Annotated in this window: 27 protein-coding genes; 7 read left to right on the top strand and 20 right to left on the bottom strand. The window is 67.3% G+C overall.

Going from position 1 to position 25,643, the window contains the following annotated elements; genetic code table 11:
* The first annotated feature begins 268 nt into the window (after positions 1–268).
* Complete coding sequence (rph, locus tag ACFY2X_RS03500) at positions 269–2,914, top strand: rifamycin-inactivating phosphotransferase (RefSeq protein WP_389931705.1); 2,646 nt, start codon at positions 269–271, stop codon at positions 2,912–2,914.
* A gap of 53 nt (positions 2,915–2,967) precedes the next feature.
* Here the strand turns inward: rph and ACFY2X_RS03495 are convergent, their stop codons facing one another.
* Positions 2,968–3,105, bottom strand: coding sequence for a hypothetical protein (locus tag ACFY2X_RS03495; RefSeq protein ID WP_389931703.1), 138 nt, complete (start codon positions 3,103–3,105; stop codon positions 2,968–2,970).
* Positions 3,106–3,202: 97 nt separating this feature from the next.
* Here ACFY2X_RS03495 and ACFY2X_RS03490 point away from each other — a divergent pair, with 97 nt between their 5' ends.
* A complete protein-coding gene (locus ACFY2X_RS03490; RefSeq protein WP_389931702.1) occupies positions 3,203–5,467 on the top strand; it encodes a polysaccharide lyase 8 family protein in 2,265 nt (754 codons plus the stop codon).
* Positions 5,468–5,532: 65 nt separating this feature from the next.
* Here the strand turns inward: ACFY2X_RS03490 and ACFY2X_RS03485 are convergent, their stop codons facing one another.
* The 4 genes from ACFY2X_RS03485 to ACFY2X_RS03470 form a co-directional block, all read right to left on the bottom strand.
* Entirely contained in the window at positions 5,533–6,264 is a 732-nt protein-coding gene (locus ACFY2X_RS03485) for a hypothetical protein (protein ID WP_389931700.1), read from the bottom strand.
* Positions 6,265–6,341: 77 nt separating this feature from the next.
* Positions 6,342–6,983, bottom strand: coding sequence for a response regulator (locus ACFY2X_RS03480; protein WP_389931697.1), 642 nt, complete (start codon positions 6,981–6,983; stop codon positions 6,342–6,344).
* Complete coding sequence (locus ACFY2X_RS03475) at positions 6,974–8,059, bottom strand: histidine kinase (protein ID WP_389931695.1); 1,086 nt, start codon at positions 8,057–8,059, stop codon at positions 6,974–6,976. The genes ACFY2X_RS03480 and ACFY2X_RS03475 overlap by 10 nt, the downstream gene beginning before the upstream one ends.
* 175 nt (positions 8,060–8,234) lie before the next feature.
* Positions 8,235–8,861, bottom strand: coding sequence for a TetR family transcriptional regulator (locus ACFY2X_RS03470; RefSeq protein WP_389931694.1), 627 nt, complete (start codon positions 8,859–8,861; stop codon positions 8,235–8,237).
* Between the two features lie 215 nt (positions 8,862–9,076).
* On the opposite strand from ACFY2X_RS03470, the gene ACFY2X_RS03465 reads away from it, so the two are divergent.
* Positions 9,077–9,967, top strand: a complete 891-nt coding sequence (locus ACFY2X_RS03465; RefSeq protein WP_389931691.1) for a peptidoglycan recognition family protein — start codon at positions 9,077–9,079, stop codon at positions 9,965–9,967.
* On the opposite strand, the gene ACFY2X_RS03460 is transcribed toward ACFY2X_RS03465, so the two are convergent.
* Together ACFY2X_RS03460 and ACFY2X_RS03455 are read right to left on the bottom strand one after the other, a co-directional pair.
* Positions 9,867–10,802: a hypothetical protein gene (locus tag ACFY2X_RS03460; RefSeq protein ID WP_389931689.1), complete on the bottom strand. Its 936-nt coding sequence runs from the start codon at positions 10,800–10,802 to the stop codon at positions 9,867–9,869. The two genes, ACFY2X_RS03465 and ACFY2X_RS03460, sit on opposite strands and share 101 nt — an antisense overlap.
* Positions 10,799–11,134 (bottom strand): PadR family transcriptional regulator, encoded by a 336-nt coding sequence (locus ACFY2X_RS03455; RefSeq protein ID WP_389931687.1) that lies wholly within the window; start codon positions 11,132–11,134, stop codon positions 10,799–10,801. The genes ACFY2X_RS03460 and ACFY2X_RS03455 overlap by 4 nt, the downstream gene beginning before the upstream one ends.
* Positions 11,135–11,322: 188 nt before the next feature.
* On the opposite strand from ACFY2X_RS03455, the gene cyaB reads away from it, so the two are divergent.
* The gene (gene cyaB / locus ACFY2X_RS03450) at positions 11,323–11,868 is read left to right on the top strand and encodes a class IV adenylate cyclase (RefSeq protein WP_389931685.1); all 546 of its coding nucleotides are present in this window, start codon (positions 11,323–11,325) and stop codon (positions 11,866–11,868) included.
* Here cyaB and ACFY2X_RS03445 read toward each other — a convergent pair.
* The 7 genes from ACFY2X_RS03445 to ACFY2X_RS03415 all read right to left on the bottom strand — a co-directional run bounded on the left by ACFY2X_RS03445 (position 11,865) and on the right by ACFY2X_RS03415 (position 17,791).
* On the bottom strand, positions 11,865–12,686 hold the full coding sequence (locus ACFY2X_RS03445; RefSeq protein WP_389931683.1) for an endonuclease/exonuclease/phosphatase family protein: 822 nt from the start codon (positions 12,684–12,686) through the stop codon (positions 11,865–11,867). The two genes, cyaB and ACFY2X_RS03445, sit on opposite strands and share 4 nt — an antisense overlap.
* Entirely contained in the window at positions 12,683–13,285 is a 603-nt protein-coding gene (gene tmk, locus ACFY2X_RS03440; RefSeq protein ID WP_389931681.1) for a dTMP kinase, read from the bottom strand. Before tmk ends, ACFY2X_RS03445 begins: the two co-directional genes overlap by 4 nt.
* Positions 13,282–14,379 carry a radical SAM/SPASM domain-containing protein gene (locus tag ACFY2X_RS03435; protein ID WP_389931680.1) on the bottom strand — a complete coding sequence of 366 codons (1,098 nt, stop codon included), beginning with the start codon at positions 14,377–14,379 and terminating at the stop codon, positions 13,282–13,284. Before ACFY2X_RS03435 ends, tmk begins: the two co-directional genes overlap by 4 nt.
* Before the next feature lie 381 nt (positions 14,380–14,760).
* The gene (locus ACFY2X_RS03430) at positions 14,761–15,018 is read right to left on the bottom strand and encodes a hypothetical protein (RefSeq protein WP_389931679.1); all 258 of its coding nucleotides are present in this window, start codon (positions 15,016–15,018) and stop codon (positions 14,761–14,763) included.
* 209 nt (positions 15,019–15,227) lie between these two features.
* The gene (locus ACFY2X_RS03425; protein ID WP_389931417.1) at positions 15,228–15,419 is read right to left on the bottom strand and encodes a hypothetical protein; all 192 of its coding nucleotides are present in this window, start codon (positions 15,417–15,419) and stop codon (positions 15,228–15,230) included.
* A gap of 704 nt (positions 15,420–16,123) precedes the next feature.
* Complete coding sequence (locus tag ACFY2X_RS03420) at positions 16,124–16,495, bottom strand: hypothetical protein (RefSeq protein WP_389931677.1); 372 nt, start codon at positions 16,493–16,495, stop codon at positions 16,124–16,126.
* Positions 16,496–16,594: 99 nt separating this feature from the next.
* A complete protein-coding gene (locus tag ACFY2X_RS03415; RefSeq protein WP_389931675.1) occupies positions 16,595–17,791 on the bottom strand; it encodes a helix-turn-helix domain-containing protein in 1,197 nt (398 codons plus the stop codon).
* A 93-nt stretch (positions 17,792–17,884) separates the two neighbouring features.
* Between ACFY2X_RS03415 and ACFY2X_RS03410 the strand changes: the two genes are divergently transcribed.
* Positions 17,885–18,616, top strand: a complete 732-nt coding sequence (locus ACFY2X_RS03410; protein WP_389931673.1) for an HAD family hydrolase — start codon at positions 17,885–17,887, stop codon at positions 18,614–18,616.
* A gap of 254 nt (positions 18,617–18,870) precedes the next feature.
* Here ACFY2X_RS03410 and ACFY2X_RS03405 read toward each other — a convergent pair whose 3' ends face one another.
* The 3 genes from ACFY2X_RS03405 to ACFY2X_RS03395 all read right to left on the bottom strand — a co-directional run bounded on the left by ACFY2X_RS03405 (position 18,871) and on the right by ACFY2X_RS03395 (position 21,895).
* Positions 18,871–19,002, bottom strand: a complete 132-nt coding sequence (locus ACFY2X_RS03405) for a hypothetical protein (protein WP_389931671.1) — start codon at positions 19,000–19,002, stop codon at positions 18,871–18,873.
* A 207-nt stretch (positions 19,003–19,209) separates the two neighbouring features.
* Positions 19,210–19,776, bottom strand: coding sequence for a dihydrofolate reductase family protein (locus ACFY2X_RS03400; protein WP_389931668.1), 567 nt, complete (start codon positions 19,774–19,776; stop codon positions 19,210–19,212).
* Positions 19,777–19,942: 166 nt separating this feature from the next.
* The gene (locus ACFY2X_RS03395) at positions 19,943–21,895 is read right to left on the bottom strand and encodes an endo-1,3-alpha-glucanase family glycosylhydrolase (protein WP_389931666.1); all 1,953 of its coding nucleotides are present in this window, start codon (positions 21,893–21,895) and stop codon (positions 19,943–19,945) included.
* 422 nt (positions 21,896–22,317) lie between these two features.
* Between ACFY2X_RS03395 and ACFY2X_RS03390 the strand changes: the two genes are divergently transcribed.
* The gene (locus ACFY2X_RS03390) at positions 22,318–22,764 is read left to right on the top strand and encodes a DUF488 family protein (RefSeq protein WP_389931665.1); all 447 of its coding nucleotides are present in this window, start codon (positions 22,318–22,320) and stop codon (positions 22,762–22,764) included.
* Here ACFY2X_RS03390 and ACFY2X_RS03385 read toward each other — a convergent pair.
* Positions 22,740–23,600: a hypothetical protein gene (locus tag ACFY2X_RS03385; RefSeq protein ID WP_389931662.1), complete on the bottom strand. Its 861-nt coding sequence runs from the start codon at positions 23,598–23,600 to the stop codon at positions 22,740–22,742. The two genes, ACFY2X_RS03390 and ACFY2X_RS03385, sit on opposite strands and share 25 nt — an antisense overlap.
* A gap of 357 nt (positions 23,601–23,957) precedes the next feature.
* On the opposite strand from ACFY2X_RS03385, the gene ACFY2X_RS03380 reads away from it, so the two are divergent.
* On the top strand, positions 23,958–24,131 hold the full coding sequence (locus ACFY2X_RS03380; RefSeq protein ID WP_389931659.1) for a hypothetical protein: 174 nt from the start codon (positions 23,958–23,960) through the stop codon (positions 24,129–24,131).
* A gap of 18 nt (positions 24,132–24,149) precedes the next feature.
* Here ACFY2X_RS03380 and ACFY2X_RS03375 read toward each other — a convergent pair whose 3' ends face one another.
* Positions 24,150–25,073 (bottom strand): hypothetical protein, encoded by a 924-nt coding sequence (locus ACFY2X_RS03375; RefSeq protein WP_389931656.1) that lies wholly within the window; start codon positions 25,071–25,073, stop codon positions 24,150–24,152.
* A 2-nt stretch (positions 25,074–25,075) separates the two neighbouring features.
* Positions 25,076–25,519 carry an RNA polymerase sigma factor gene (locus ACFY2X_RS03370; protein ID WP_389932328.1) on the bottom strand — a complete coding sequence of 148 codons (444 nt, stop codon included), beginning with the start codon at positions 25,517–25,519 and terminating at the stop codon, positions 25,076–25,078.
* Between the last annotated feature and the right edge of the window lie 124 nt (positions 25,520–25,643).

The raw sequence follows: 25,643 nt of genomic DNA, 5'->3' as shown, positions 1-25,643 counted from the left end.
CCCTCGGCGCTGCCGGGTCGCGACCGGACGCACACCCGGGCGGAGCCGCCCGCTCGCTCCGCCCGCATCTGCGCCGCCGGCTGTCTGACCGGGCCCCTGCCGCCGCTCGGCAGGTTTCAACCGGCCGGGTGTTCGACCGGATCGACCAGGTCGACCTGTTCGGCTGGCTCAACCTGTTCGGCCGGATCGCCACAGGGGGCGGCGAAGTTTGCTCCGCCGGGTTCCGAGCAGATCAGTCACCACACATGAGACAGATGGGACTAAAGCCGTGAGTGCTTACGTACTCGGGTTCTATGAAATCGACAAAACCCGGCTCGCCACGGTCGGCGGGAAGGGCGCCAACCTGGGGGAGCTGTCCAAGATCGACGGGGTCCGCGTGCCGGACGGGTTCTGTGTCACCACGGAGGCCTACCGGACGGTGGTGGAGCGCGACCCGGAGATCGGCGCGCTGATCGACGGATTGTCCGGCCTGCGGGCCGATGACCGCGTGGAGATCGCCGATGCCTGCGCGCGCATCCGCGCCGCCGTCGAGGCCCTGCCCATGCCGGAGGAGATCGAGCGGGACATCGTCCGCTACCTCACCGGACTCGGTGGTGATGACGTGGCCTGTGCCGTACGGTCCAGTGCCACCGCCGAGGACCTGCCGTCGAGCTCCTTCGCGGGGCAGCAGGACACTTACCTGAACGTCCGGGGGGCGGCGTCGGTGGTCCGCGACGTCAGGAGGTGCTGGGCGTCGCTGTTCACCGACCGCGCCGTGGCCTATCGCATCCGGAGCGGCTTCGGCCACCGTGCGGTCCGGGTGTCGGTGGTCGTCCAGCGAATGCTCTTCCCCGAGGCGGCGGGCATCATGTTCACCGCCGACCCCGTCACCTCCAACCGGAAGGTGGTCTCGATCGACGCGGGCTTCGGCCTGGGCGAGGCGTTCGTCTCCGGCCTGGTCAACGCCGACAACTACCGGGTGAGGTCGGGGCGCATCCTTGAGAAGAAGATCGCCACCCAGACGGTGGAGCTGCACGCCTCGCCGGACGGCGGCACGGAGGAGCGGCCGGTCGAGGCCGCGCGGCAGCACGCGCAGACCCTGAGCGACGAGCAGATCCTTCAGCTCGAAAGTCTGGGGCGGCGGATCGAGGCCCATTTCGGCACCCCCCAGGACATCGAGTGGGGGCTGTTCCACGGCGCGTTTTACGTGCTCCAGAGCCGCCCCATCACCACGCTGTATCCCGTTCCCGTCTCGCACGACGGCAAGAACCACGTGTACATCTCGTACGGGCACCGGCAGATGATGACCGACGCGTTCACCCCCCTCGGCCTGTCGCTCTTCGACCTGCTCCACGTGAAGCTGGACCGCGAGGCGGGAACCGTGGCCGGGAACCGGTTCTACAAGGACATGTCCCACGAGCTCACGTCCTCCTGGGCCAGAGCGATCACGCTCAAGAGCCTCGGCCAGGTCGACGTCCTGATGGCCAACGCCCTGCGCACCGTGCTGAGCAGGAAGGACTTCGTCAGGTCGCTCGCGCGCGGGAAGACGTCGGTGATGAACTTCGGCAAGGGCGGGCCGCTGCCGATGGCACGCCAGTACCTCAAGCTCGCCCGCGAGGACGACCCCAGCGTCGTCCCGCAGCTCATCGCGCACAACGAGGAGACGGTCGAGAAGCTCCGGCGGACCATCACGGGCAAATCCGGGGACGAGCTGTTCGCGTTCATCATCGACGACCACGACGTGCTGGCCGACCTCACCTTCGACCCGCGCAGCGTGGCGGCGGCGTTCCTGGGCATCCAGTCGGTGAACTGGGTCAACAAGCACATGGAGGCCTGGCTGGGCGAGAAGAACGCCGCCGACGCCGTCGCCCAGTCCGCCGACCACAACGTCGTGGCCGCGATGGGGCTCGACCTGCTGGACGTCGCCGACGTGGTCCGGCGGTACCCGGCCGTCATGGAATATCTCGAAAAAGCCGAGCGCGACACGTTCTTCGCCGGCCTCGCCGACCTGGACGGCGGTGAGATGGTCAGCCAGGCCATCGAGGAATATCTGCGCAAGTACGGCATGCACTGCCCCGGGGACATCGACATCACCAGGACCCGCTGGAGCGAGGACCCGACGCTGCTCGTCCCGCTCATCCTCGGCAACATCAAGAACTTCGCGCCCGGGGAGCGCCGGCGCAAGGTGGAACGCGGGCAGGCGGACGCGGAACGCACGATGAGCGACCTCCTGGAGCGGCTGCGGAGCCTGCCGGGGGGCGGGCGAAAGGCGAAGAAGGCGGCGCGGCAGATGAGCCTGGTGCGTCATTTCATCGGCTACCGCGAATACTCCAAGCACGCCCTGCTGCAGCGGCACGAGCTGTACAAGCGGGCGCTGCTCGCCGAAGCCCGGAAGCTGGTCGACCGGGGAGTGATCAAGGAACCGGAGGATGTGTACTTCCTGTCCCTGGAGGAGTTCAGAGAGGTGGTGAACACCGGGCGGCTGGACTACGCCGTCATCACCCAGCGGCGGGAGGCGCATGAGGCGTACCAGAAGCTGACACCGCCGCGGGTGATCACCTCCGAGGGTGAGGTGATCTCCGGCGAATACGACACGGGAGCCCTGCCGGAGGGGGCGCTTGCGGGCATCGCGGTCTCCTCGGGAGTCGTGGAGGGACGCGCCCGGGTCGTCCTGAACATGGAGGACGCCGACGTGCGGGAGGGCGACATCCTCGTCACGGTCTTCACCGATCCGAGCTGGTCACCGCTGTTCGTCTCGGTGAAAGGCGTCGTGATGGAGGTCGGGGGGGTGATGACCCACGGCGCCGTGGTCGCCCGGGAGTACGCGCTTCCCGCGGTCGTCGGGGTGGAGAACGCCACCCGGCGCATCAAGGACGGCCAGCTCATCCGGCTGAACGGGACCGAGGGATATGTGGAGGTGCTGCCGGAGGCCTGACCCCGGCACCCGCCGGACCGGGTCGCTGGCCACCTGCTTCCCCGCGGGAACGGTCACAGCCCCGGGTTGCCGAGATAGGCGAGCACGGCCGGCACACGACGGTGGTCGTCCTTGGTGGGAGGCAGGTCGAGCTTGGTGAAGACGTTCGCCACGTGCTTGGCGACGGCGGCCGCCGAGTCGACCTCTGCCATCCACGACCCCCCTACCCGGCGCGGCATCCGGGACAGATGTGATCTCCGCGTCAATAATCTACGAGTGGGTGAATATTCCCGGCGAATATTCCTCCGGATGGGGGGCGCCGCCGCGGCTGGAGCGCTGGTCCCGGCGTGCGCCGCGTGCACAGAGGAGACGAGAACGCCGCTCCCGGTACGCGCCGCGCGCACCCCGGACGATCCTTTCGCCCTGCTGCGCCGCCGGTGGCGTGAGGTGACGGCGGGATCGGGGTTCGACGCGGCGGCCGAGCCGTACCGGACCCGGCTGGCGAAGCTGGGGAGGGAGGCCGCCCGGCACCGGGACGCCATGGCGCCGGCCGACGCGTCGCTCTGGCCCGATCTGGCGTTTCCCTCCTTCGCCGGCACCCCGGCGCGGCTGCGGACCATGGCCCGCGCCTACGCCCTGCCGGGAACCGGCCTGACCGGTGACGCGGACCTGGCCTCGGCCGTCGCCGCCGGTGCCGACCACTACCGGCGGCGGGTGTACGCCGCGGGCGCGGATCCGGTCGGCAACTGGTGGAACTGGCAGATCGGCACCCCCAAGAAGCTCCTCGACGCGGCCGTGCTGATCGGCCCGCACCTGACGGACCCGCAGAACGGGGCGCTGCGGGACGCGGTTGACCACTTCGTCCCCGAGTGCCGCCTGGACGACTACAGCGGCACCAGCACCGGGGCCAACCGGGTGGACCTGTGCGTGGTGATGCTGCTGCGCGCCGTCCTCGGGTCCGACCCGGAGAAGGCCGCGCTGGCCGCCTCGGCGCTCTCCCCGGTCTTCCGCTACGTCCACGAGGGCGACGGGCTCTACCGGGACGGCTCGTTCATCCAGCACACCTGGGTCCCCTACCAGGGCGGGTACGGAGCGGTGATGCTGGACGGCCTCGCGACACTGTTCGCGGTGTTGCGCGGCTCGCCGTGGGAGATCACCGACCCGAACCGGCAGATCGTTTTCGACGTCGTCGAGAGGTCGTTCGCGCCGGTCGTCCACGACGGCTTCTGCATGGACCTCGTCAGCGGCCGCGCGATCGGCAGGAGACCGTACGGTGACTACAGGAAGGGACGCCAGATCGCCTCCTCGATCCTGCTGCTGGGGGACGCGGCCTCCGCCGCCGAGCGGGCCCGATGGCAGGGCATGGTCAAGGGATGGGCGCTGCGGAACACCTGCAGACCCATGCTCAGGGCGGCCGAGCGAAACGACCTGGGGTTCCACGCCCGCCTCGCCGCGATCCTGGGCGACGACACGATCCCCGCGGCCGGCGAACCCGCCGGGCACCGGCTGCTGGCGATGAGCGCCCGCGCCGTCCATCGCAGGCCGGGCTGGTGCGCGGGGCTCAGCATGGCCTCCTACCGGATCGGCCACTACGAGCACGGCAACGGCGAGAACCTGCGCGGCTGGCACACCGGCTCGGGAATGCTCTACTGGTGGGGCGAAGGCCACGGCGACCAGTATTCCGACTCCTTCTGGTCCACCGTCGACCCCTACCGCCTGCCGGGCACGACCGTCTCCACCCGGCGGCTGGCCGACGGCGCCGGTGAGGGGTGGGGTGACACCTGTCCGCCGGGCCGCTGGGTGGGCGGCGCCACCGACGGCATGTACGCGACGGTCGGCCAGCACCTGAACGGCTTCGAGAGCACGATGGAGGCCTTCAAGTCGTGGGTCTTCCTCGACGACGCGGTGGTCTGCCTGGGTGCCGCGATCACCAGCAGGGACGGCGTGCCGGTCGAGACCATCGTGGACAACCGCAGAACCGACACGGTCCTCACCGTGGACGACGAGGCCGGTTGGACGCACCTGGAAGGGCACGGCGGCTACGTCCTGCCCTGCGCCCGCCCGCGCACACTGCGTGAGGAACGCACCGGCGGTTCGGTGACCCGGAACTACGTGACCCTCTGGCTCGACCACGGTGTCGACCCGGACTCGGCCGGTTACCTCTACCTGCTCCTGCCGGGTGCGAGCCTGGCGGAGACCCGGGCCCGCGCCGCCGACCCCGGCTGGGCGCGCGTGCTCGCCAACACCGCCCACCAGCAGGGCGTTCAGGTCTCGTCCCTCGGCATCACCGCCGTCAACTTCTGGAACGGCGGAACCGCCGGGAGTCTGACGGCCTCCGCCCCGTGCGCGGTCCTCGTCCGGGAGCGGGGCGACGGCACCGCCACGCTGACCGTCTCAGACCCCCGGCGCGACCTGGAGGAGCTGACCGTGACCTGGAACCGGCCGGTGGCCGAGGTGGTCCGCGGACATCCGCTCCTGGCGAGCACCGCGACCGGCGCGAAGCTCACGCTCGCCTTCGGGCGGCTCGCGGACCAGGGCGGCGGCTCGAAGACGGTCACCGTACGGCTCGGCTGACCCCGCGCCGACCGCCCGCGATCCACGCCTCCGACGCCCTCTGCGCCCCCGCAGGGGCGGCACCGTCAGCCCGCGACGCCGAGGAGGACGGCTCCCGCGGCCACGGCCACCACCAGGGGGTAGGCCCACCACCTGGGCGCCGGCCCGTCTCTCAGGATCTCGACACCGAGCGGCACCAGTGCCACGCACAGGCCTGCCGCGGCGAGGACCGACATCGGGCCGGTTCCCTTGAGGACGCCGAGCGGCATGGCCGACATGAGCCCGAGCGCGACGGACCGCACCGTCCCCGGCACTCCGGCGCCGAAGGCGTCGGCGCGCCAGGCGCCGGCGGCCAGAATGATCCAGCCGACGAGGATGGCGACGTTGAGCGTCTGGAAGATGTGGAAGGACGTGTACTGGTCGCTCACGGCCTTCCGCGCGGCTTCCAGCCCCTGCACGTCCACCAGCTGGGCGGCCAGATGATTGACGCCCGCGTGGAAGACGCGGGCGAACAACCCGGCCATGACCAGCGCCCCACCCCACAGCGCCCAGCGGGGCCGTGAGGCCCCGATCCGCCTCGTCACGGCGAGGACCGCGGGGCACAGCAGGACGACTCCGGCGGCGAAGGCGCTGTAGGAGGCGGTCATCAGCGCCGGGCTCTGGGCGAAGGCCGCGAGCTGGTCGGGGAAGAAGTCACCGAATCCCATCCGCAGCAGCACGCCCGCGAGGATCAGGCTCGGGCCCAGGACGAGCCCGGTGCCCTCCATCCAGCGGCCGGGAAAGCGGAAGGCGGGTGATACGTCAGGTGTCGTCGTCATGCCCACGATCCAACCGGCGCGCCTCGGCCGTCACATTGACGCTGGGGCGAGGACCCGGGGTAGACCTGGCACTACTCTCAGCCGCCCAGATAGGCGAGAACCGCGAGGACGCGGCGGTGCCCGTCGGCGTCCGGCGGGAGGTCGAGCTTGGTGAAGATGCTCGCGATGTGCTTGGCGACCGCCGCGTCGCTGATGAACAGCTCGCGGGCGATCGAGGCGTTGGACCGCCCCTCGGCGATGAGCGCCAGCACCTCCAGCTCCCTGGGAGTGAGCCGCCGCAGCGGGTCGCGGTGCCGGCTGAGGAGCTGGCGCACCACCTCGGGGTCGACGACGGTGCCGCCCTCGGCCACCCGCGTGAGCGCGTCGACGAACTCGGTCACGTCCCCGATCCTGTCCTTCAGCAGGTAGCCGACGCCGACGCCGCGACCCGAGTCGAGCAGCTCGGCGGCGTAGGTCTGCTCGACGTACTGGCTGAGCACGAGTACGGCGAGGCCGGGATGTTCCCCGCGCAGGGCGATCGTGGCGCGCAGCCCCTCGTCGGTGAAGCCGGGCGGCATCCGCACGTCGGTCACCACGACGTCGGGCCCGTGCTCCCGCGCCGCGGCGATGAGGGCCTGGGCGTCGCCCACCGCGGCGACGACCGTGTGCCCGAACCGTTCCAGCAGGCCGACCAGCCCCTCACGGAGCAGTACGTCGTCCTCGGCGATCACTACGCGCACGGAATCTCCACTCGCATCACTGTCGGCCCCCCTGCCGGGCTGGACAGCGACATTCTGCCGTCGACCACCGTGAGCCGATCCGACAGCCCGGTCAGCCCCGTGCCCTTCGACGGATCCGCGCCGCCCACCCCGTCGTCGCGGATCTCCAGGAGCAACGTCCGGCCGGTGACCTGACCGCGCACCGAGGCCCGGTTCGCCCCGCTGTGCCTGGCGATGTTCGCCAGGGCCTCGGAGACGACGTAGAAGGCGGCCACCTCGACGGCCGAGGGCAGTCGATCATCCAGGGCGATGTCCGCATCCACGGGAATCGGGGACCGCCCCGCCGCCTCCCGCACGGCGGCGGGCAGGCCGCGGTCGGTGAGCACCTGGGAGTGCACACCACGGATCAGATCCCGCAACTCGCTCAGGGCTCGCTTGGCCTCCTGGTGGGCCTGCGCGAGCTGTTCTCCCGCCGGGGACCCGGGCGGCAGGTCGAGCCTGGCCAGCCCCAACCTCATGGAGAGCGCGACCAGCCGCTGCTGGGCGCCGTCGTGGAGGTCCCGCTCGATCCTGCGCCGTTCCATTTCGAACGCGTCCACGAGCCTGGCTCGCGACCGCCGGACCTCGTTAAGCTCCATGTCCCGGGAGGCGAGCACCCCCCTGGCCATCGCCCCGTGCGCGCCCGCCCAGGCGGTGAAGGTGTAGACGGCGGGGGGAAGCAGGAACACGCTCGCCGCGGAGACGACCAGCGCCTGGGCCAGGGTCAGCTCGCCCTCCGGCGCCAGCGGCTGCACGACGGGCGTGAGAATCAGCACGACCGGACCGCCGACGGTGAAGCCGGCCATCACCAGGTCGATCCACCACAGGGCCAGGAGCGAGACGACGGACAGGCCGGCGCCACGCCACCGCCCGCCCGGTGCCTCCGCCATCGGAACGGTGTCCACCAGCCGCAGCCGCCGGCGCTCGAACCAGGCCACCGGCGGAACCGCCGCCACGAAGGCGGCCAGCCCGGCGGCCACCCGGGCCGGCACGGAGTCCAGGAGGCACACGGCCGCCGTGACCAGCCCGGCGCCGCCGCAGAGCAGGACGCTCGACATCAAATACGCCAGCGACCTCCACGGCCACGGGGACCGGAGGAAGGACGCCGGTCGCAGGGAGATGGACTCAAGGGCCGTCCGCGCGTGCACCATGAGAAGTTAGCGCCCGGCTCCGGAGTCCGTGACCATGGGCCGCGTCCGGATTCGGCCTCTTCTGGGTGAGCGCCGGGATCGTCTACGGGTGCGCGGAAAGGTCCAGGCTGGCGGGGATGGCCTCGAAGGCGCCTCGAAGGCGCTGGATGAGGGCTTCGCGGCCCCCTTCCCCGTTGCGCCGGACCCAGTCGCGGCCGGCCACGCTCCAGGCGGTGATGGTCAGCTCGGCCAGCACGTGCAGACGGAGGTCATCCGTGTCCAGGCCGAGTTTGCCGGCCAGACAGGCGATCACCTGCTGCCTGATCCCGGAGCGGTAGTGCTCCACGTAGGCCAGAAGGGCCGGGGCGGTCAGGATCAGTCGGCGGGTGGCGACATAGCGCTCATCCCAGCCGGGCTCCAGCGCGGCAGCCGTCGCGGCCAGGGCGTCCTGCAGCTCGGCCAGGACGCGCCCGGACAGCTCGCGGTTAGTCAGGTCGGCCAGGTAGGCCGACCACAGCTCGGTCTCGGCCTCGATCGCCACGGCCTCCTTGGCGGGGAAGGCGCGGAAGAAGGTGCTCTTGGAGATTTCCACCTCCTCCACCAGCTCCTCCAGCGTGGTCGCCTCGAAGCCCTTCGCGCTGAACATCCGCAGTGCGGCGTCGGCCAGCGCCCGGCGGGTGCGCAGGCGCTTGCGCTCGCGCAGCGGCAGTGAACGGTCGTCGGTCGGCATGCCGTACATCCTAACCGAAACGAGTCTCAGAACCTATTAAGACTGAGTTTCATCTTGTGTTGGGTGCCGAAAACCGCGACCTCGCCAGCCGTGCCGCATGGGGCGCTCGCGCACCGAGCGGTTCCTATACCCCGCTCGCCTCGACCCGGGGTGTGAGGGTCCACTGCACCGGGGGCCACGTGGACTCGGCGACCTTGGTCGACCACAGTCGGTGTGTGGCGGCGGTGCGTGGCATTCAGCTCGGCCACATGGACGGCAACGGCTGGATGGACATCGGCTACTCGGCTGTTGTCTGCGGGCACCGGAAGGTCTTCGTCGGCCGCGGCCTGCATCACCTGCCTGCCGTCAACGGCCCCGGGTTGAACGGCGACCATTACGCCGTGCTCGGCCTGGTTGGCACCTCCGGCGTGGCCACACCGCTGGACGGCATGCTGCACGGTATCCGCGATGCCATCGAGTGGCTGCGCGACGAAGGCGACGCGGGAAACGAGATCAAGGGGCACCGCGACGGCTACGCGACGAGCTGCCCCGGTGATGCGCTGTACGCCTGGGTTCGCGCCGGAGCGCTCCGGCCGTCCACGACCACCCCGCCCGTTGAACCGCCCACCGAGGAGGAAGAAGTGCCTGAAGTCGTGTCGCCCGGCCTGACCGCTGAGGCCACCGTCGCGCCGAACATCACCCATCAACCGTGGTGGACCGAGGAATACCGGGACACCGCAGGCTGGCACCCGGCCGGCGGCCAGTCGATCGCGCCGGACACCGACGTGTGGGCTGACGTCACCGCTTTCATCGCGCTGCGCGGCCTGACAGCCGGCGGAGCTGTCCAGGTCGGGTTCACCCGGCACTCGGCCAACTCCTGCTGTGGTCGAGCAAGCAACCGCACTACCAGGACGCGCGGACGGTCTGGGCGGCCAAGGCGGCGCGCCCCTGTCGTAGACCATCTGTTTTCGGAACGGTACGGCCCTGACTTGCCCGAAAGATTAGGGCCGTTTTCGCTTGTCCAGGTCACTCGTTCGACGAAGCTCTGCTGGTCGCCTTATCGCGTCGTTTCACTTCCACGCCCCAGCGTTTGCGCAGCCACTCCACTCCAGCGTAGAAGCCGATAACGCCCGGCAGGGTGAACAGAGCCGAGCCCCATCCCTGGGATGTGTGGACGTTGATCACGCCGAAGGCCAGAAGCGGGCCGAGTAGACCCCAGGTGCGCCAGTCCGACGCGAGTATCCAGCCCGCGGCTCGGCGCAACCGGTGGAACCGTGGCTGATCCGGTGACAGCAGGGCCTCACGGAGCTGTCGCACACGGCCGAGCTGCTGAACGGCGTACAGGATCTGCATGGCGGTGGTGGCTTTCGCCTGCGCCAGGTCGTATAGCTCGGCCCTGAACTCCTCGGCGTACTCATGACGATATTCGGCGGGCAGCAGCCGCAGGGTAAAAGTGATCAGACGTAGGGCGGATACGGCGGTGGAGATTTGTGCGTGGCGATTGGAATTCTGCTCCGTCTCTCTGTGGGGAGTGAGGCTTTTGTGTAAGGCAACGAGTAACTCCATGAGACGGCGATCGAGGAAGATACCGAAGTCGCGGGATAGATCATGAACCTGGGCTAGTGCGAGGGCAAGGCTATGGATGCTATCGCGGTCGAAGTGGCGGTTGAGGTTGAGGATAAGGTCCTGGGCATGGTCGATCGCGAGGAGAAGAGCAGAGGTCAAGTCACGGGCACGGTCAATGACGGGATCGAGGTCGCGGTCTGGGCCGAGACTGAGAACGAGGTTGTTATTAGGGCCAAGCTCAAAGGCGACGGTGTCGTTGCGGACACGGAAGCGAAATTCCTCGAAATTGAGACTGGTGATGATGGTGCGAGTGCGGGCGAGGGCACTTGTAAATTCATCGGCGAGGTCACTGACAAGGTCCCAGGCGAGGTCACTGACAAGGTCCCAGTCGTTCACGCGCCACTACTTGCGGTTTTGGTCCGTAGAGCGGCCAACTTGCTGACGTCCGAGTATGCCTTCGCCAATGCGAGACGCGCGTGCTCGGCTCCATCTGGGGTGAGTCGGTAGTAGCGGCGGCGGGGCCGAGCTGCTTCGTGAGGGTCGATGTCCTCGAACCATGACTCCAGCCAGCCGATGCCCTTGAAGCGGGCGAGGATGGGGTGGATGGTGCCGCTGGCCAGTCCGGCGGCAGCGCAAATCTCCAGCCCGTACATCTCCCTCGTGGGGTCGTCAAGGAAAGCGCGCAGCACGAGCTGGGTTGGGATGGTCATCTTGGGAGGCTTACCCATGCTCTAACTCTAGCTAGGGTAAGAGAGGTTTCGCAGCGAAACGCTCCAGGGGCCGAAGCTGCTTCAGTCGCCGTTCCTAATCCTTCAGGCCAATGTATGCAGTCCATTGAGCCTTTTCCTTCTCTACGTCGCGCCGAGGCCGCTCTCGGTAGGCTCCCTGCGTCGCAGCAGAGACCAGGGAGGCCAATGTGACGCAGGAGATCGAGGTCAAGTACCGGGTGCGCGACCTGCCAGCCCTGGAGGAGGCGCTGGCCCGGCGCGGGGTGCTCCTCTCGTCCCCAGCGCGACAGGACGACCAGGCGTACGCCGAGGACGGGTGGACCTACGAACACAGCAAGATCGGGGTGACGTTCGCCCGGCTGCGCACCCAGCAGGGGCGGCACCTGTTCACGATCAAACGACCTCTGGACAATGCGATGGCGTGCCTTGAGCACGAGACCGAGGTCGCCGACCGGGAGCAGATGCACCACGCCATCGTCGCGATGGGCTTTCACCCCACGGTCCGCATCGTAAAGACTCGGCGGAGCGCGATGCTAGGTGACGTGGCGGTCTGCGTCGATGAGGTCGAGCATGCGGGGGTCTTCGTCGAGTTCGAGCGGACGGTGAACGGCGAGGAGTCCGGCGCCGCCGTGCAGGAAGAGCTGGACGCTCTTGCCCGCTCGCTCGGCGTCGAGCTGGAGCGCGCGACCGACACTTACGATTCGCTGGTGCGCGCCGCGTTGACCCCGGCCTAGAACAGCGCGATCTCGTCTGGCTCGGCGGGGTCACCACACGGTAGGCGGACGGTGTCGAGGGTTAGTTCTAGCCGAACCGCGGCGTGGTCGGTCAGCCCCAGCTCGCGAGTCTCGTGCAGGTAGGCGCAGCCGCCGATGCGATCGGCCAGGGCCGCGCCCACATGGAAGTAGTCGTAGCAGTAGCCCGCGCCGGTCCGGCCGATCCAGCTATATGCCTGCGTCCCGGGGGAGCAGTGCTCGTGGGCGTTGACGAACCCCTGGGATCGCAGGGTGTTCAACAGGCCGAACTCGAACGGCAGGAACCCCGGGTGGAGAGGGGAGTGATCGGCGGCGATCACGTTGTAGTCGCCGCCGATCACCAGGTGGTCGCGCTGCTCGGCGGGCAGTTCATGCAGCGCTTTGAGCAGGGAGGCGATGAACAGCTCTTTGCGGGTGGTCTTGTCGGCGCTGCGGTCCCGGCTGGGCACGTAGACACTGAGGAACCACGTTCGTGGGGTCGTGTCGAGGACCGCAGCGGCGATCCGGCTGGGGATGCTCACCTCGGGAAGCAGAAGGGAGTCCCCAGCCAGGGCGATCCGGCTGACCAGCGCCGCCCCGCGCTCCCCCTCGTCGGGCGTCTTGACGACCGCGTACCCCGCACGGCGGAACCGGTCCAGCAGGTAGGCGCTGCCGGTGCCCGCGCTGGTCTCGGTGAGCAGAAACACATCTTCGGGGCGGGAGGTGAGCCAGCGCAGCAGCAACTCGGCGCGCTCCCTGGACGCGGCCCCGATGTTGACCGTCAGCGCTGTAACCGTCTGGCTCACCTCGCTTCGTCTCATGTTTCGAGCTGCTCCAGGTGCTGGAGGAGCTGCATCACCACGCCGTCCGGGTTCAGGTCACGGCAGTTGATCCGGGCCTGACGCCAGCCGCGAGCTGCCAGAAAGACGAACGAGTCCTTGTACAGGTCGAGCTCTCGCCGGGGCGAACCGACACGCTCCAGACGTGACCGCCTGGCGCGCTGCTCCAACCGCTGCCATAGCACTTCGGGGGTGTGGTGCAGGTAGAAGGATAGGGATGCAAGGGGCACATGAGCGTTGTATTGCCAAATCTCTCTCAGCGGCAGGCCGTCGAGGCGCTGGAGCACCAGGGATGACTGCACGTAGCGGTCGCTGATCACGATCTTCCCGGCGGCGAGCGCGGGGAGGATCTCGACGTCGAGGTGGGCATACCGGTCGGCGGCCACCGCCAGGGCCAAGGCCCGGCCGGTCAGGGCGCCTTCGCTGGTGCGGATCAGCCGCCCCAGGGGTGTGTCGGACGGTTCGGTGGTCAGGTGGACGGCCCGACCGCTCGCGCGGAGCCGGTCGGCCAGGCTCGCGACGGCGGTGGTCTTGCCGACGCCGTTGGGGCCTTCCACCGCGATGAACAGGCCGCCGGTCATGGGCGGCGGGTGGCGATCTGTAACAGGGGGTGGTCGGCGACAGGGCACTGTTCGGTGTCCACCTCGCCGATGCGCTGGCCGCGGGAGATGAGCGCGGCGGGGCATCCCTTACCGCAGGTGGCGGTCATTGAGCAGGAGCCGCACGTGGGGTTGGTGCCCATGCCGAGCTTGCCGGTCAGGTCGTAGGTGTCGAGGGCGTGCGCGACCTCCTCGTGCAGGATGTTGCCGACCAGGAATTCTTGGTCGGAGTACTGCGACTGCGGGGTGCGGGCGGCGAACACCAGGTAGGGGCAGACCGCGGTGAGTCCGTCGGCGAAGACGTAGATGAGCTTTCCGGCGTCGCACCCGACGAGCGGCTTGGTGTCGTTGGGAAAGCGGATGTGAACCACGTCGATGCCCTGCTCACGGAAGTCTTCGGTGACGTCGTGGATGGCGCGCATCTTGTCGGTGTCGGCGGCCAGGCGGCCCTGGCTTTTCACGCCACGGCCGAACGACGACAGGGGATTCATTAGCACGTACTCGGCGCCGACCTCGACGGCGAAGGCGCATAGCGCGGCGAACTCTTCCACGTGGGTGAGGGCGTTGGGCGTGGATAACAGCCCCTGTAACAGTCCAGCCTCGGCGAAGGCGCGGGTGGTGGACAGTGTGGTGTCGAAGGAGGCCACGTTGCCGCGGAACTTGCCGTGGCTTTGGGGTCGAAACCCGTCGAAGCTGACGTTGATGTGGATGTTGCCGAGATCGGCAAACTTGGTGATCTGCTCGTCGGTGGTCTGCGTGGCGTTGGTGCAAATCCCCAGAGGTAGCCCCATGTCGGCGACGGCCCGGCAGATCTCCATGATGTGCGGGTGCATGAACGGCTCCCCACCGGTCAGGGTCAGGCGCTGGACCCGAGCACGGCGCAGCCGCGGGAACACGGTCTCGACGAGGTCTTCCAGGCGCATGTGCTCGCCCCAGTTGCCCGAGGAGACGAAGCAGTGCGCGCAGTGCAGGTTGCAGCGTTCGGTGATCTGCACCAGCGCCTTGCGCTCGTCTCCTCCGACCGACGTTCGGAAGTAGCAAGAGCTGGCGTGGGTGTCGATGATGAGGCGCTTCACGGATCTCCTTTGATGGATCTTGTAATTGGACAAGTACTCAAAGTGATCGAACAGGGTGAAGACCGCCGCTTACCATTGCCGAGACCGAGGCCAGCGGTAGCAGCGTCTGAGAATCACCCTCACCGTGCCTGTCTTCAGAATGGCCATCCGCACCGGGACGGGCCAGGCGGGTTTCCTCGCACGGAACTTCAGGGCTCATCAGCCCGGCCGGGAGCGGCTTACTTGTGCTTGTCCTTATCGACCGGGGTCTGCCCATCGGCCGCGCAGCAGGGCGCGGAGCTCTGCCTCGTGGTATCGGCCGGTGGCCACCTGGAGTACGAGTGGATGGGGATCGGGACGGCGCGGCAGCGCGGGACGGGGCCACCGTGCCGCCGCGCCAGCTCATGGGGTGAAGGTTCGCTGGGCTCGTGACCTGTGCGTCTGCTCGACCTGGACGGCCAGCGTCGATCCGAGTGCCTCGGGCGAGAGACGGACGATGACCCGCTCGACCCCGTTATCCGCCTCTTCACGGCTGACAGGGGCGCGTCGGACGGCTCTCCACTCACCGGGGGTGTCCTGGTCGATGTGCCAGCCGGGGTAGGTCTGCGCGAGTACGTCGAGCTGGCGCTCCTCGCGCGTTATCACGCGTGTCGCGTCCAAGACGGACTCGTCGGGACTTATCACGGCACGCTCCGGTAAGGGTGACGCGGGTTTTGTGCGGGGCCTGCGGCGCGGCGGCGTGCGCCTGGGAAGCGGGTTTGCCGCCGTGCCTGCTTGGGGGTGACCAGGGCGCTCACGCCGGGGGCGGACGGTGGTGGGGGCCAGGCCGTCGCGGTGCCGTCCGGAAGCGCGGCCAGAACGTCGCCTGATCACGATGCCACCCGTTTGGCTGCCTCCCAGGCGGCGCTTTCTTGTCGCTCGACCTCGGCCAGCAGGTCGTCGAAGGTATCGGCGTCCACCGTACGGAAAGGGGGCTGCCTCAGGCCTGTGCCTTTCACCGAGCTGTCAGGGAAGGGCTCTTCGCGGCTGGCCCAGAACCGTCCGCCATCGCTGAGAATCACCCGCCAGCCCGGGATAGTCGGTTTGGGTACGGTGGCCCTAACATCACTCACGGATCGCACTCCTTTGCGATCAAGGACCCGCCCAGACGTCGCGAGCGTCGGGCGGGTCCGTCTTATGCGGTGGGGAAGAGGCGTCTGGAATCCGCAGTGTGAGAAGGGCGGCCGCCGTGGGGGCGTAGCGACGCCGCGCGTGGCGCAGGGCATCGGCCGTCGTCCGTCTCTGCGCCGACAGGTGGCGGCGGTCTGGGGCGTAAGTGCCGGGCGTCGTACAGGACGCGGTATCCGCTTGGGCAAAGGAGCCGGTACGGCGGGTTCGGCGATCGGGGCCTGCCCGGGGCAGGACTGCGCGGGCACCAGCGGGATCATCTCGACCAGGGCCGCAACGGCAGGCGTCTCGAAGACGGCCAGGTGGCGCGACCCGGTACGGCGCGCCTCCAGGCGTGCGACCATCAGCGTGCCGGAGGGTTGTACGTACTCGTGATCGGCGGGCCGGTCGGGGCAGCCGTGCGCGTAGGGGGCATGTCCGCAAGTGGCGCAGCCCATGGGCATCGGCGGTGCGTCGGTGAAGCAGTCGCAGCCGCTTATCTCCGTTGTCGGCCGGTCGAGGACCGGAGCACTAGGGTTGGTCATGGGGCAGGACTCACTTCCTGATCAAGGGCCTGTCCCGACGGTCGCAACGTCGGGCAGGTCCGTCATTTATGGGATCAATGTGAAATAAAGCCGCAAACCTGTTCTAAAGACCTGCGCAACAGCTTCGGCTTGGCGATGCGCTGCGGCATCGCGAGCCAATACCGCCCAGGCGGCATGTCCTGCTGGATTGGAGGGATGAGAAGGTGGCGCGTCACTATCAGGATTCGCGCGTCCGGCATTTCCCAATCGTCTGCCTCTCCGACTGGCACCAGGAAATACACAGTGCGCTCGACCGGATCGACGATGACAGGAAAGTCGATGGTAGGAAGTCGCGTTAGCGCCGCCAGGCCGATGTACCGCGGTACCCGGATTGCATCCCACTCAAGCCCTGTTGACTCAGGGGGCGGGATTGCAGCGCTATGCGGTGTGGCTCCGATCGCATCCATGATCAACGCCTCTGCCGTCGTGTGACCTCTCTGCGACGGTAGGCGCCTTCGGAGCCCGTTACCCGAACCAGTAGTTCGGGTAACCAGCGGTTCGGGAAGTCAGAGAAGCTCCAGGCGTTCTGTGAGCACATCCACCTGCCGCCGGTATATGGGACGTACGCGACGACGAAGACGAATGACCATGTCCTGGGCGAGAGAGCTTCGGGCGAGGTCCTCGGGGGCTATCTGGAGCAGGTCAAGGAGGTGAACCAGGACGGCAGCATCCTCACGCCGTAAGTCATAGCAACGGGCCACATCAAGCAAGAAGGTGAAGCGGCGTTCCAGCGATGGAAGGTGACTTGTGTCGATCTGATCTGCGACTCGCAATGCCTCGACAGCTTCGCCGGCCTCCATCTCGATGCTTACGCTGTGCAGCTCGACATTGGTCGGCCCGAACACGGTCCACATGGAGTTTTCCTCGCCGACCTGTCGCGCTCGGGGAGCGGCCTTGTCCCGAAGACGCTGCCGAGCGCTTCCCCATTTCTTTCGGCGGGCGTCAGCCACGACCGCTACGAGCTCCAGCGCACCGGCCAGCGCCGCAGCTTCGCCGTTCTGCGAGGTACGGAGCTGCTCGATGCCAAGGCATGCGATCTGCTCGGCGCCTTCGTGCTCCCCGTCCGCGAGGAGGACGTGGCCAAGGTTCCATTGCGCTGCCGCAATGCGGATCGGATCATCTGCGTCCTCAGCGGCGCGTAAGCCGCGGTCAGCCACCATGAGAGAAAGATCGACCCGGTCGGCTCGGCGGCAGTAGGAGCGGAGCAGAAAGTAAAGATCGGCTCCTACCCGGAAGATGTCCCGCCGGGAAGCAGAGTCGGCGCTTGTCCGATGGATACGCACGGCGTGCTCGGTGTCGGCGATCAGGCTCGGTAACACGGCTGCTGCGTCGGTGAATCGCGTGGGGCTGGTCTGCCACATCCGCCATGCCGATTCCACTCGCTCCCGTAACACGGTAGGTGAGACCGGCGGGGAACTTCGGGGAGGACCGTACCCCATCAGGGCACGAGTGACATCCTGGGCGATAATGCTGCGCTTCCCGGATGACTCTCTGGGGACCTCGTCAAGGAGCGCCGATACTGGAACGCCGAGTTCGGCGGCGAGAGCATGCAGAACAGGTAACGATGGTATTTTCAAGCCGCGCTCGATCTGCGAGAGGTATTCCTCGGTTATCCCGCACAGGCCGGCGACTGCGGCTTGCTTGCGCTGCTTTTTCTCTCGCCAGTAACGGACGCGTTCCCCGATGGGGAGAGTTACTGCCATCCCGGCCCCCTTCCCGACCGACGTTCTGAGCGTAGACCGGATAGGAATCGAGAGGGCTCAATCTGGGGTGATGGTGTGACAATCTGAAACGGCATGAGCCAACTGGAGGTGGCAATGGCGGCACTTCGGGTCGTTTTATGGGACATTGACCACACGCTCGTGGACATGAGAGGCATCGGCCGTGAACTGTCCGCCCAGGCGTTCGAGCGGGTGACCGGAGTGCCAATGCGCCAACAGGCGAAGGTCGACGGCATCACAGAGTCTGTGATCTTCCGGGAGACGGCCAAACTCCACGGCCTGACCACCGACCGGGAAGACTTCGAACGTTTCGCCGATGCTCTTGCCGAAGCGCATATCCTGCGGCACGCCGACTTGCGAGAACGGGGGCACGCCCTTCCCGGTGCAACCGCCGCCCTGGACGCCTTGGCCGGACTTCCCGGTGTCATACAGACAGTGGTGACCGGAAACGTCCGCGCGGTGGCGGAGATCAAGCTCCAAACATTCGGGCTTGATCGCAATATCACCTGGAAAATTGGGGCCTTTGGTGAGGATGACGACATTCGCGCCGAGCTAGTGCGGATCGCGCTGAAGCGAACTTCCACCGCATTCGGCGGGGCCGTGGAGCCTGCGGATGTGGTGCTCGTCGGGGACACGCCGGCCGACATCGAAGCCGCCGTTCAGAACGAAGTTCCGGTCGTCGCAGTGGCAACGGGCCGGAGTACCGTTGACGATCTGCTTGAGGCGGGAGCAACCTGTGTTCTACCCGATCTGCGGGATACCGCTCTTTTCGTGGCGGTTGTGAAAAATCAAGGCCAGCGCCCATAGGAAAGCTCCTAGAGGCCGGGGCGGGCGGTAGATGGGGACAGGGGTCGCGCGGGCGGGCGCCCGAGAGCTACCTGACCGCGCGACTTGTCCGTCCCTCGCCGCGGCGGTACCGCTTTGTACCCGGTAAACCGTTGGCATGGTTTCGGCGTCGGTAGATTCACCTATATCGCCCCCATAAAGGAGGGGCGATTCCAAACACTGCTTGGTAGAAGCCTTGGGTCCTGAAATTTGATGCAGGGTTTCGGTCCCTGGGATCAGACTGCGCGTCGCTCGGCTGCGCGCTCGGGCACGCCGGCCTCGGCCAGCCGGGTTCGGCGTCGCTCGCGTAGAACGACGACGCCGAGCCGGGCACGCTGCGCGTCCAGGAGCGTCTGGCCTTTGCGCATCAGCTCGTGAAGGCTCTGCTTGCGGATGCCGAGGATCCCGGCGATGTGGTTGATGGGGTAGTCGCCGCCTCCTTGGCCGCGCTGGCGGTTCGGGCGATGGCGCGGAGTTTGGCCGCGCGCAGGGCCTCGGCCAACTCGTCGATGAGAACGAGGTTGGCGGGGTCGCTCGCGGCTCTGACCATTCAGCGACCTCTTCGAAACCGAGGATCACCCCTGGTCGGTGGCGCGCCGGTGGCGGAGCAGCACGGCCTGGGAGTCGAACGTCCGCGACTCGACGAGTTCGAGGCCGGCCCGGTGGCTCTGCCGCTGGAAGACCGGCTTGCCGCCGCCCAGGATCACCGGGTGGACGAAGATCTGGTACTCGTCGATCACGCCGTGCTCGGTGAGGTGGGAGGCCAGCGCGGACCCGCCGAACAGCAGCAGCGTGGCGCCGGACGCCTTGAGCGCGGTCAGCTCCTCGACGACGTTCTCGCCGATCACCCGGGCGTTCCAGTCGGCCTTCTCCAGCGTGCGGGAGACCACGACCTTGGACGCCTCGCGCCAGATCGGGGCGTAGGCCAGGACGTGCTCGTGCGTCGAGTACTGCTCGGCCCGCGGCCAGAAGTTCGACATCATGTCCCACACCACGCGCCCGTAGAGGAACACCTTGCCGCGGCTCAGCTCCTGCGAGTAGGCGGACAGTTCCGGGCCCATCTGCGGCCAGTCGAACTCGCCGTTCGGGCCCTCGATGAAACCGTCGAGGGACTGGTGCACGAAGTGGATGAGCTTGCCCATGATGACGTCCTGTCTGCCGGATCTCCCGCGCCCCTGTGGCGCGCTGTCACCTGGGAGTCGGAGCCGTCGCCGGGTCCTCGACATCCGGCGACGGTTTTCCCCGAAATTTTTCCGGCTTCTTCAGGCCGCGCTCGCGCCCGCCCGGTCCGGGCGGGCGCGAGGGGGCTCACCTGCGGCCGCTGCTGGCCGCGTTGTACTGCAGGTCCTGCACGGAGAAGCTGCGCTTGACCTCCCACGGCGACGAGACCGTCACCGCGCCCACGGACGCCTTGTTCAGCCCGTACGCCAAGGGGAAGAGCTGCGCCTGGATGCCGGCCTTGGCCTCGTAGCTCTGCTCCTTACCGCCTATGGACGCCTTCACCGTGGCGGACTTGGTGAGGAACGACAGCACCTCGACCTTGTCCCGCGGCGTGGACGTGCCACCGCGCGGGTTCATGAACTTGCTCTGCGAACCCGACGTCGGCCTGGCCGCGACGAACTGCGAGCGGTGCGTCAGGTAGAGCGTGTCACGCACGATCGCCGGAGCCTTGCCGGTCTTCAGCCAGGTCAGGTAGTAGGAGGAGATGTCCAGGTACGCCCCGCCGTTGTGCACCGAGGGGACGAACTGGGTGCCCTCGGAGAAGTCGTTCCACGTGGTGAGCTGGATCCAGTCGGCGTCGCCCGAGATGGACTTCTCCCACGTCGTGCGCAGGTTCTCGGTGTTGTTGGCCTCGTCGAAGATGCTCTGGTTGGGCCGCTCGTCCTGGATCGAGACCGGCTGCATCCAGATCTTGTTCAGGCTGTGCGCCTTGGAGATGTTGGACTCGATGCCGCCCTGCTGGGCCGGGCTGCGGTTGCCCCAGTTGGAGAAGCCGTAGCTGATCGGCGCGAAGGCCGAGGCGTTGGACGAGAAGTTCAGGAAGACCGGGACCAGCGCGACGTTGATGCCGTGGGAGCTCTTCATGATGCCCATGAAGTCCTTCCACCAGGCGGCGCTCTGCTGCTCGGCCTTGAACGGCGAGATCACCAGGCGGTTGTCGCTCAGACGGTGGACCGACTTGGACGTGGCCAGGGTGGCCATGGCCGAGGCGAGCGTGCGGGCGTCGGTGTTCAGCGCGGTCATGTCCGGCATCAGCACGATCTTGAAGCCGGGGTCGACCGCCTCGGCGGCCTTGATCAGGGTCTTGATCCGGTTCCAGTGGGCGTTGGCAGGGTTGATGGAGAGCACGTCCACGGTGAAGCCGTCCAGTCCCGCCTTGGCCGCGATCTGCACCTCCTTCTTCATGTCGGCCAGCAGCCAGTCGCCGGACAGTTCCTCCCGGGGGAGGGGCCGGTCGCGCAGCAGTCCGCCGTACGCCGCGTGCTTGCCGCTCTCGCCTGCGGGGTTCAGGTAGTTCTTGGTGTAGTAGTCGTCGGCCCCGGCCCTGTTGTTCAGCGAGACCGGGTACGGCGTGAAGTAGTGCGCGAACACCTTGTGGGAGGACGTGCGCAGCTTCGAGATCGACGGCAGGTCGAACGGCAGCGGACCGGCGGGGACGGCCGGGCCCGCCTTGCCGTACGTCACCGTGAGCTTGGGGCCCTCGCCGCTGGTGGCCTGCGAGGAGTGAAGCACGCTCTGGATGTTCGAGGGGGAGGTGATGGCGAACGAGTAGTCGCCGTTACCGGTGAAGGCAGAAGACACGTCCAGCTTGACCGTCTGCCCGCTGACCAGGCCCTTGGCGGTGGCCAGCACGTCTCCGGCGGTCGGCTGGTTGTTCCAGTTCAGGGTGTTCTCCGACCACGTTCCGGTGACCGGGCGCACCTCAAGGACGGTGTCGGTCGTCCTGACCGACTGCAGTTCCAGCGTCAGCTTGACGTCGGAAGCGTCTTCGGGCAGGTCCTTGAGGGTGAAACGAACGTAGGAGCGGCGCTCGGTGTCGGTCGCGCCGTCGGACGTGGCCGCGTTGGCCGAGAGCCAGGTGTGGCTGCCGTGCGGCTTCGTGGGGCCGGCCTGGCTGACATAGGTGTCTTCAACGGCTTTGACGGTCACCGTCTGGTCGGTAGGGGCGGCCTCCTGGCCGGTGGGGGTGGCCGCGGCTGCGGGCGTGGTCGCGGTCACCAGGCCGGGGCCGGCTGTCAGAGTCACTACCAGCAGCGCCATCGCACTTAAGCGAGATCGCATGGCGTCCTCCAGTTACGACATGTCATGACATGCCATCTCGACAAAACGTGATCATCATAGGGACCAGAAGGCACTTTTTTGCACGAATTACACATTTGCATCATGCGCCTCATTTTGGGAACGGTCCCGCTGGTCCAGCGGATCACTCGGGATACTTCGACATCGACATCGACGTCGACGGGGACTTCGGTGGGATCTCCGTGCGGAACGGCAGGCTGCTCGGCGAGGCGAAGAAGGGCGGCACCGCGCTGGTGCTGCAGCACAACCGCCCGTGCCGCGTGCCCGGCGCCACCAAGGGCCACATCCGACGGCAACCCCGACAGGCACGCCGAAATCTGGTGACCAACCTTCGGCCAAGGGTAGAGAGATATCGCGATCACACGTGTGAGAGGCTGCCACTCATGTTCTCGGACCAGGACACCGGCATCGTCGGCATCGGCTACGAGGGCAGAGATCTCGAATCAGTCGTGAAAGACGCGCTGGCGTACGGCCTGACCACGCTGATCGATGTCCGCCTCAATCCGATCTCTCGTAAGCCAGGCCTCAGTAAGCGGCGACTGGCCGCCGCCATGGCCGAGAATGGCATCGAATATGTTCACATGCCGCAGCTCGGCAACCCCAAATGGAACCGCGCGGGCTTCGGCGGCTCGGCGACCGAACTCGCCGAGGCCCGGGACAACTACGCAGTCCATGTCGCCTCCCCAGAGGCTGAAGCGGCCGTGGACAAGATCGCGATATGGGCGCAGAAAGGCCTTGTGGCCGTGCTCTGCTTCGAGGCGGACGAACGACGCTGTCACCGCTCGGTGGTGCTGGACCAGGTGCGTCAGCGCCTGCCCGACACGGCCTGACGTGGTGGGTAGAAGAGGCCGAGCACGCTGAACACATGCTGGCGTTTGGCCTGGTTCCCGATATAGAAGACTGTGTCCTTGTCATCCCCGCACATCTTGTCGAGCCAGCGAGCCCGTAGTTCGTTCTTCGCGCTGGCGTCGTCCCAGTCGGCGAGGTGCCGCTGATGCCGGACGAACTCCCAGTCCAGAAGGCCCTGACGGTGCCCTTTGCATTGTCGTGAGTCGCAGCGGTAGCGATACCAGGCTTTGAAACGGGGAGCCTCCAGAGCTCGCCGAGGAACGCTGTCGAACAAACCAAGCTGGTTCACGTAATTCTGGATCTTCGCCTGCTCCTCCTGGCTCCACCCCGGGTGGTCGTCGATGACGAGGTCGTCGATCTCCTGCGGTCGGATCGCCGCCAGTGACCGTGCCGGTGGATCGTTCCTCACCGCGTTGAGCACGTCACACATCGACTCTTGGACATAATCCTCAATCCAGGTGGCGCGCTTCTTCCAGTCCTTCAAATGGCCGATGGTGTTCATGGTCGTCAGTACCGGACGCCAGCTCTCGCAGCGAGGATCGTTACGAGTCGGCCGGGCCTCGAACTCGACGAAGTCATACTTCTTGAACTCGTTGGGATCGTCGAGCGCGCGGAAATTGATGGGATAGAGCCGGAGCCAGCCGGTGGCCTGAAGGTCGGCACGAAGGCCGGCCACGCATACCGTCTCCCCGTAAGTCTGGGACGGATTCGGCGCTGCCTTCACCAGGATCAACACCTTCAAACGCTGCGGCTGGTCTCCCGCAGGCTTGGCCATGGCCGCATCCGGCTCCGGACCGAAAAGTGATTGCTGCGTCACCGTACGGCTCCTCCAAGCATCACTGAACGGGTAACCGCCTGTCACTTCACAGATGCGCCTCTTCGGTTGTAACTCCAGAATTGACTCAAGTCACCTGTCGGCCGGCGCCGTATGAGTATGGGCGCCGCCCGAAATACCGCTCAGCGTGGTCGTCGAACGAGGCGCGATCAGTCACGGTGCCGATTCGGTAACTTTGGTCATTTCAGCGCCGGACCTCCTAGGGCGTTTATCGAAGTCCTGTTGAGGGCGTCACATGCCGGGTGGGTCGTAGATCGACAGCGAGGGAGGTCTCCGGTAGTTGGTCAGTCGACCAAGACACACCTGAATACCGGAGACCTCGTGGCCGCCTTAGGGGTGATGCAGCGGTTCGACGCCGACAAGGCTTACACCTCGCAAGCCAACCGCGCCTATCTACGGCGGCGCGGCATCAACCGGCTCGAACGCCGTCGCGCTGTTGCCACTCGCTACGGCAAACTCGCCGTCCGCCACGAAGCTGCCATCCTCGTCGCCGCGATCAACGAATGGCTCTGATCAACCTCGGTACAGGTTCTAGGAGCGGGGCCGGTCCAGGTCGAACGCCACGCCGGCCAGGCGGATCGTCCGCACCCTCGGGTCCTTGAGCAGCTCCCGCAGCTCGCGGACCGAGCTGAGCTGGTCCACATAGCCGTAGGCGAGCCCGGCCTCAGCCGCCTTGCGCAGCCGGTCCAGGGACAGGTCGAAGGAGCGCAGGTTGGCGTTGTCGTGGTCACGCAGCAGGCCGACCCATTTGCGGAACTGCGCCAGGATGCCACCGCATATTTCATCGGTCATGTCGCCGCCCTTGCCGAGGCCCAGCGTGTCGGTCCAGTAGTCGAAGCCCCAGGTGATCGGGAGGGAGCCGGGTCTGCGCTCGTACACGACCCATTCGGCGCAGGAGCCGTACTGTTTCACGAACGACTTCAGGTCGGCCTCGCCGAGCGGCTGCTCGAACTCCACCACCGCCAGCGCGCTGAGGTCGGCGGGCAGCCGGGCGAGCACCGCGCGCACCTCGTCCTTAGCCGTCAGCGTGGTGCCGACGTTGAACAGGGACTGGGAAAGCCGGGTGTTGGCGGTGTGGCCCAGCGGCAGGTGTTGCACACGGCCGAAGAAGTCCTGACTGATCGTGTAGGACTCGCTCCCGACCGGCCAGGCTCCGACAGGCCCCACGGGACGCGCGGCCACCTCGAACGACATCGACACGGGCGTGGTCTGGCAGCAGGAGTCGATCGTCACCGCATAGGCCGGGTTGTAGATCTTGAAGGCGGTACCGAGCACGGCCTCCATGCGGCCTTCCCGGTCGCCGCGGGTCTGCACCAGGGACGAGCCCTCGGTCGCGGCCACCGCGAGCAGCGCCAGCACGGCCAGGACGATGGCGACCGTTCTGAACAGTCCCCGCCGGACCGCACGCCGGGTGCGCTTGGGGTCGAAATCTGGCAGGTCTGGTATCTCAGGCATGTTCATCGGCTCTCCCCGTAAAGGTCGGCGAAGGCGGCCCTCGCCCGCCACACCGCAGTCTTGATCGAGTTGTGCGACCTGCCGGTCATCGCGGCCACCTCCACCATCGAGAAGCCCTCGAAGTAGACCAGCGTGAGCAGCCGGCACTGCTGCTCGGGCAGTCGCTCGAGCGCGTCGCGCACGTCCAGCGATTCCACGTGCAGCGGCGGCACACCCAGCTCGTCGGGGTTCGGGAGGGCCAGCTCGCGGCGGCTCCTGCGTACGTGATCCACCAGGGCGTTGCGCGCGATCGTGAGCAGCCACGCCGCCGCGTTCTCTCCCCGCCAGCCGAGCAGTGCCCTGGTCGCCTTGATGAATGTCTCCTGCGCCAGGTCCTCGGCGAGATGCGGATCGCGGGTCCTGCGCAGGAGGAAGCCGCACACGAGCGGCCAGTGCTCGCGATACAGCTCCTCGATGATGTCGCCCCCCGAACGGTTTCGATTGTCATGTCACATGCAGACGCCACCGCGGCGGGAATGGTCACACGGCTTGCCGGTCAATGTGCCGGAAGCATGACATCGCAGCCGAGCC

Source organism: Streptosporangium sp. NPDC000396, from assembly GCF_042898655.1.
Taxonomy (GTDB): Bacteria; Actinomycetota; Actinomycetes; order Streptosporangiales; family Streptosporangiaceae; genus Streptosporangium.
The sequence above is the reverse complement of the archived record's forward strand: the minus strand, read 5'-3'. Positions and strand labels throughout refer to the sequence as shown.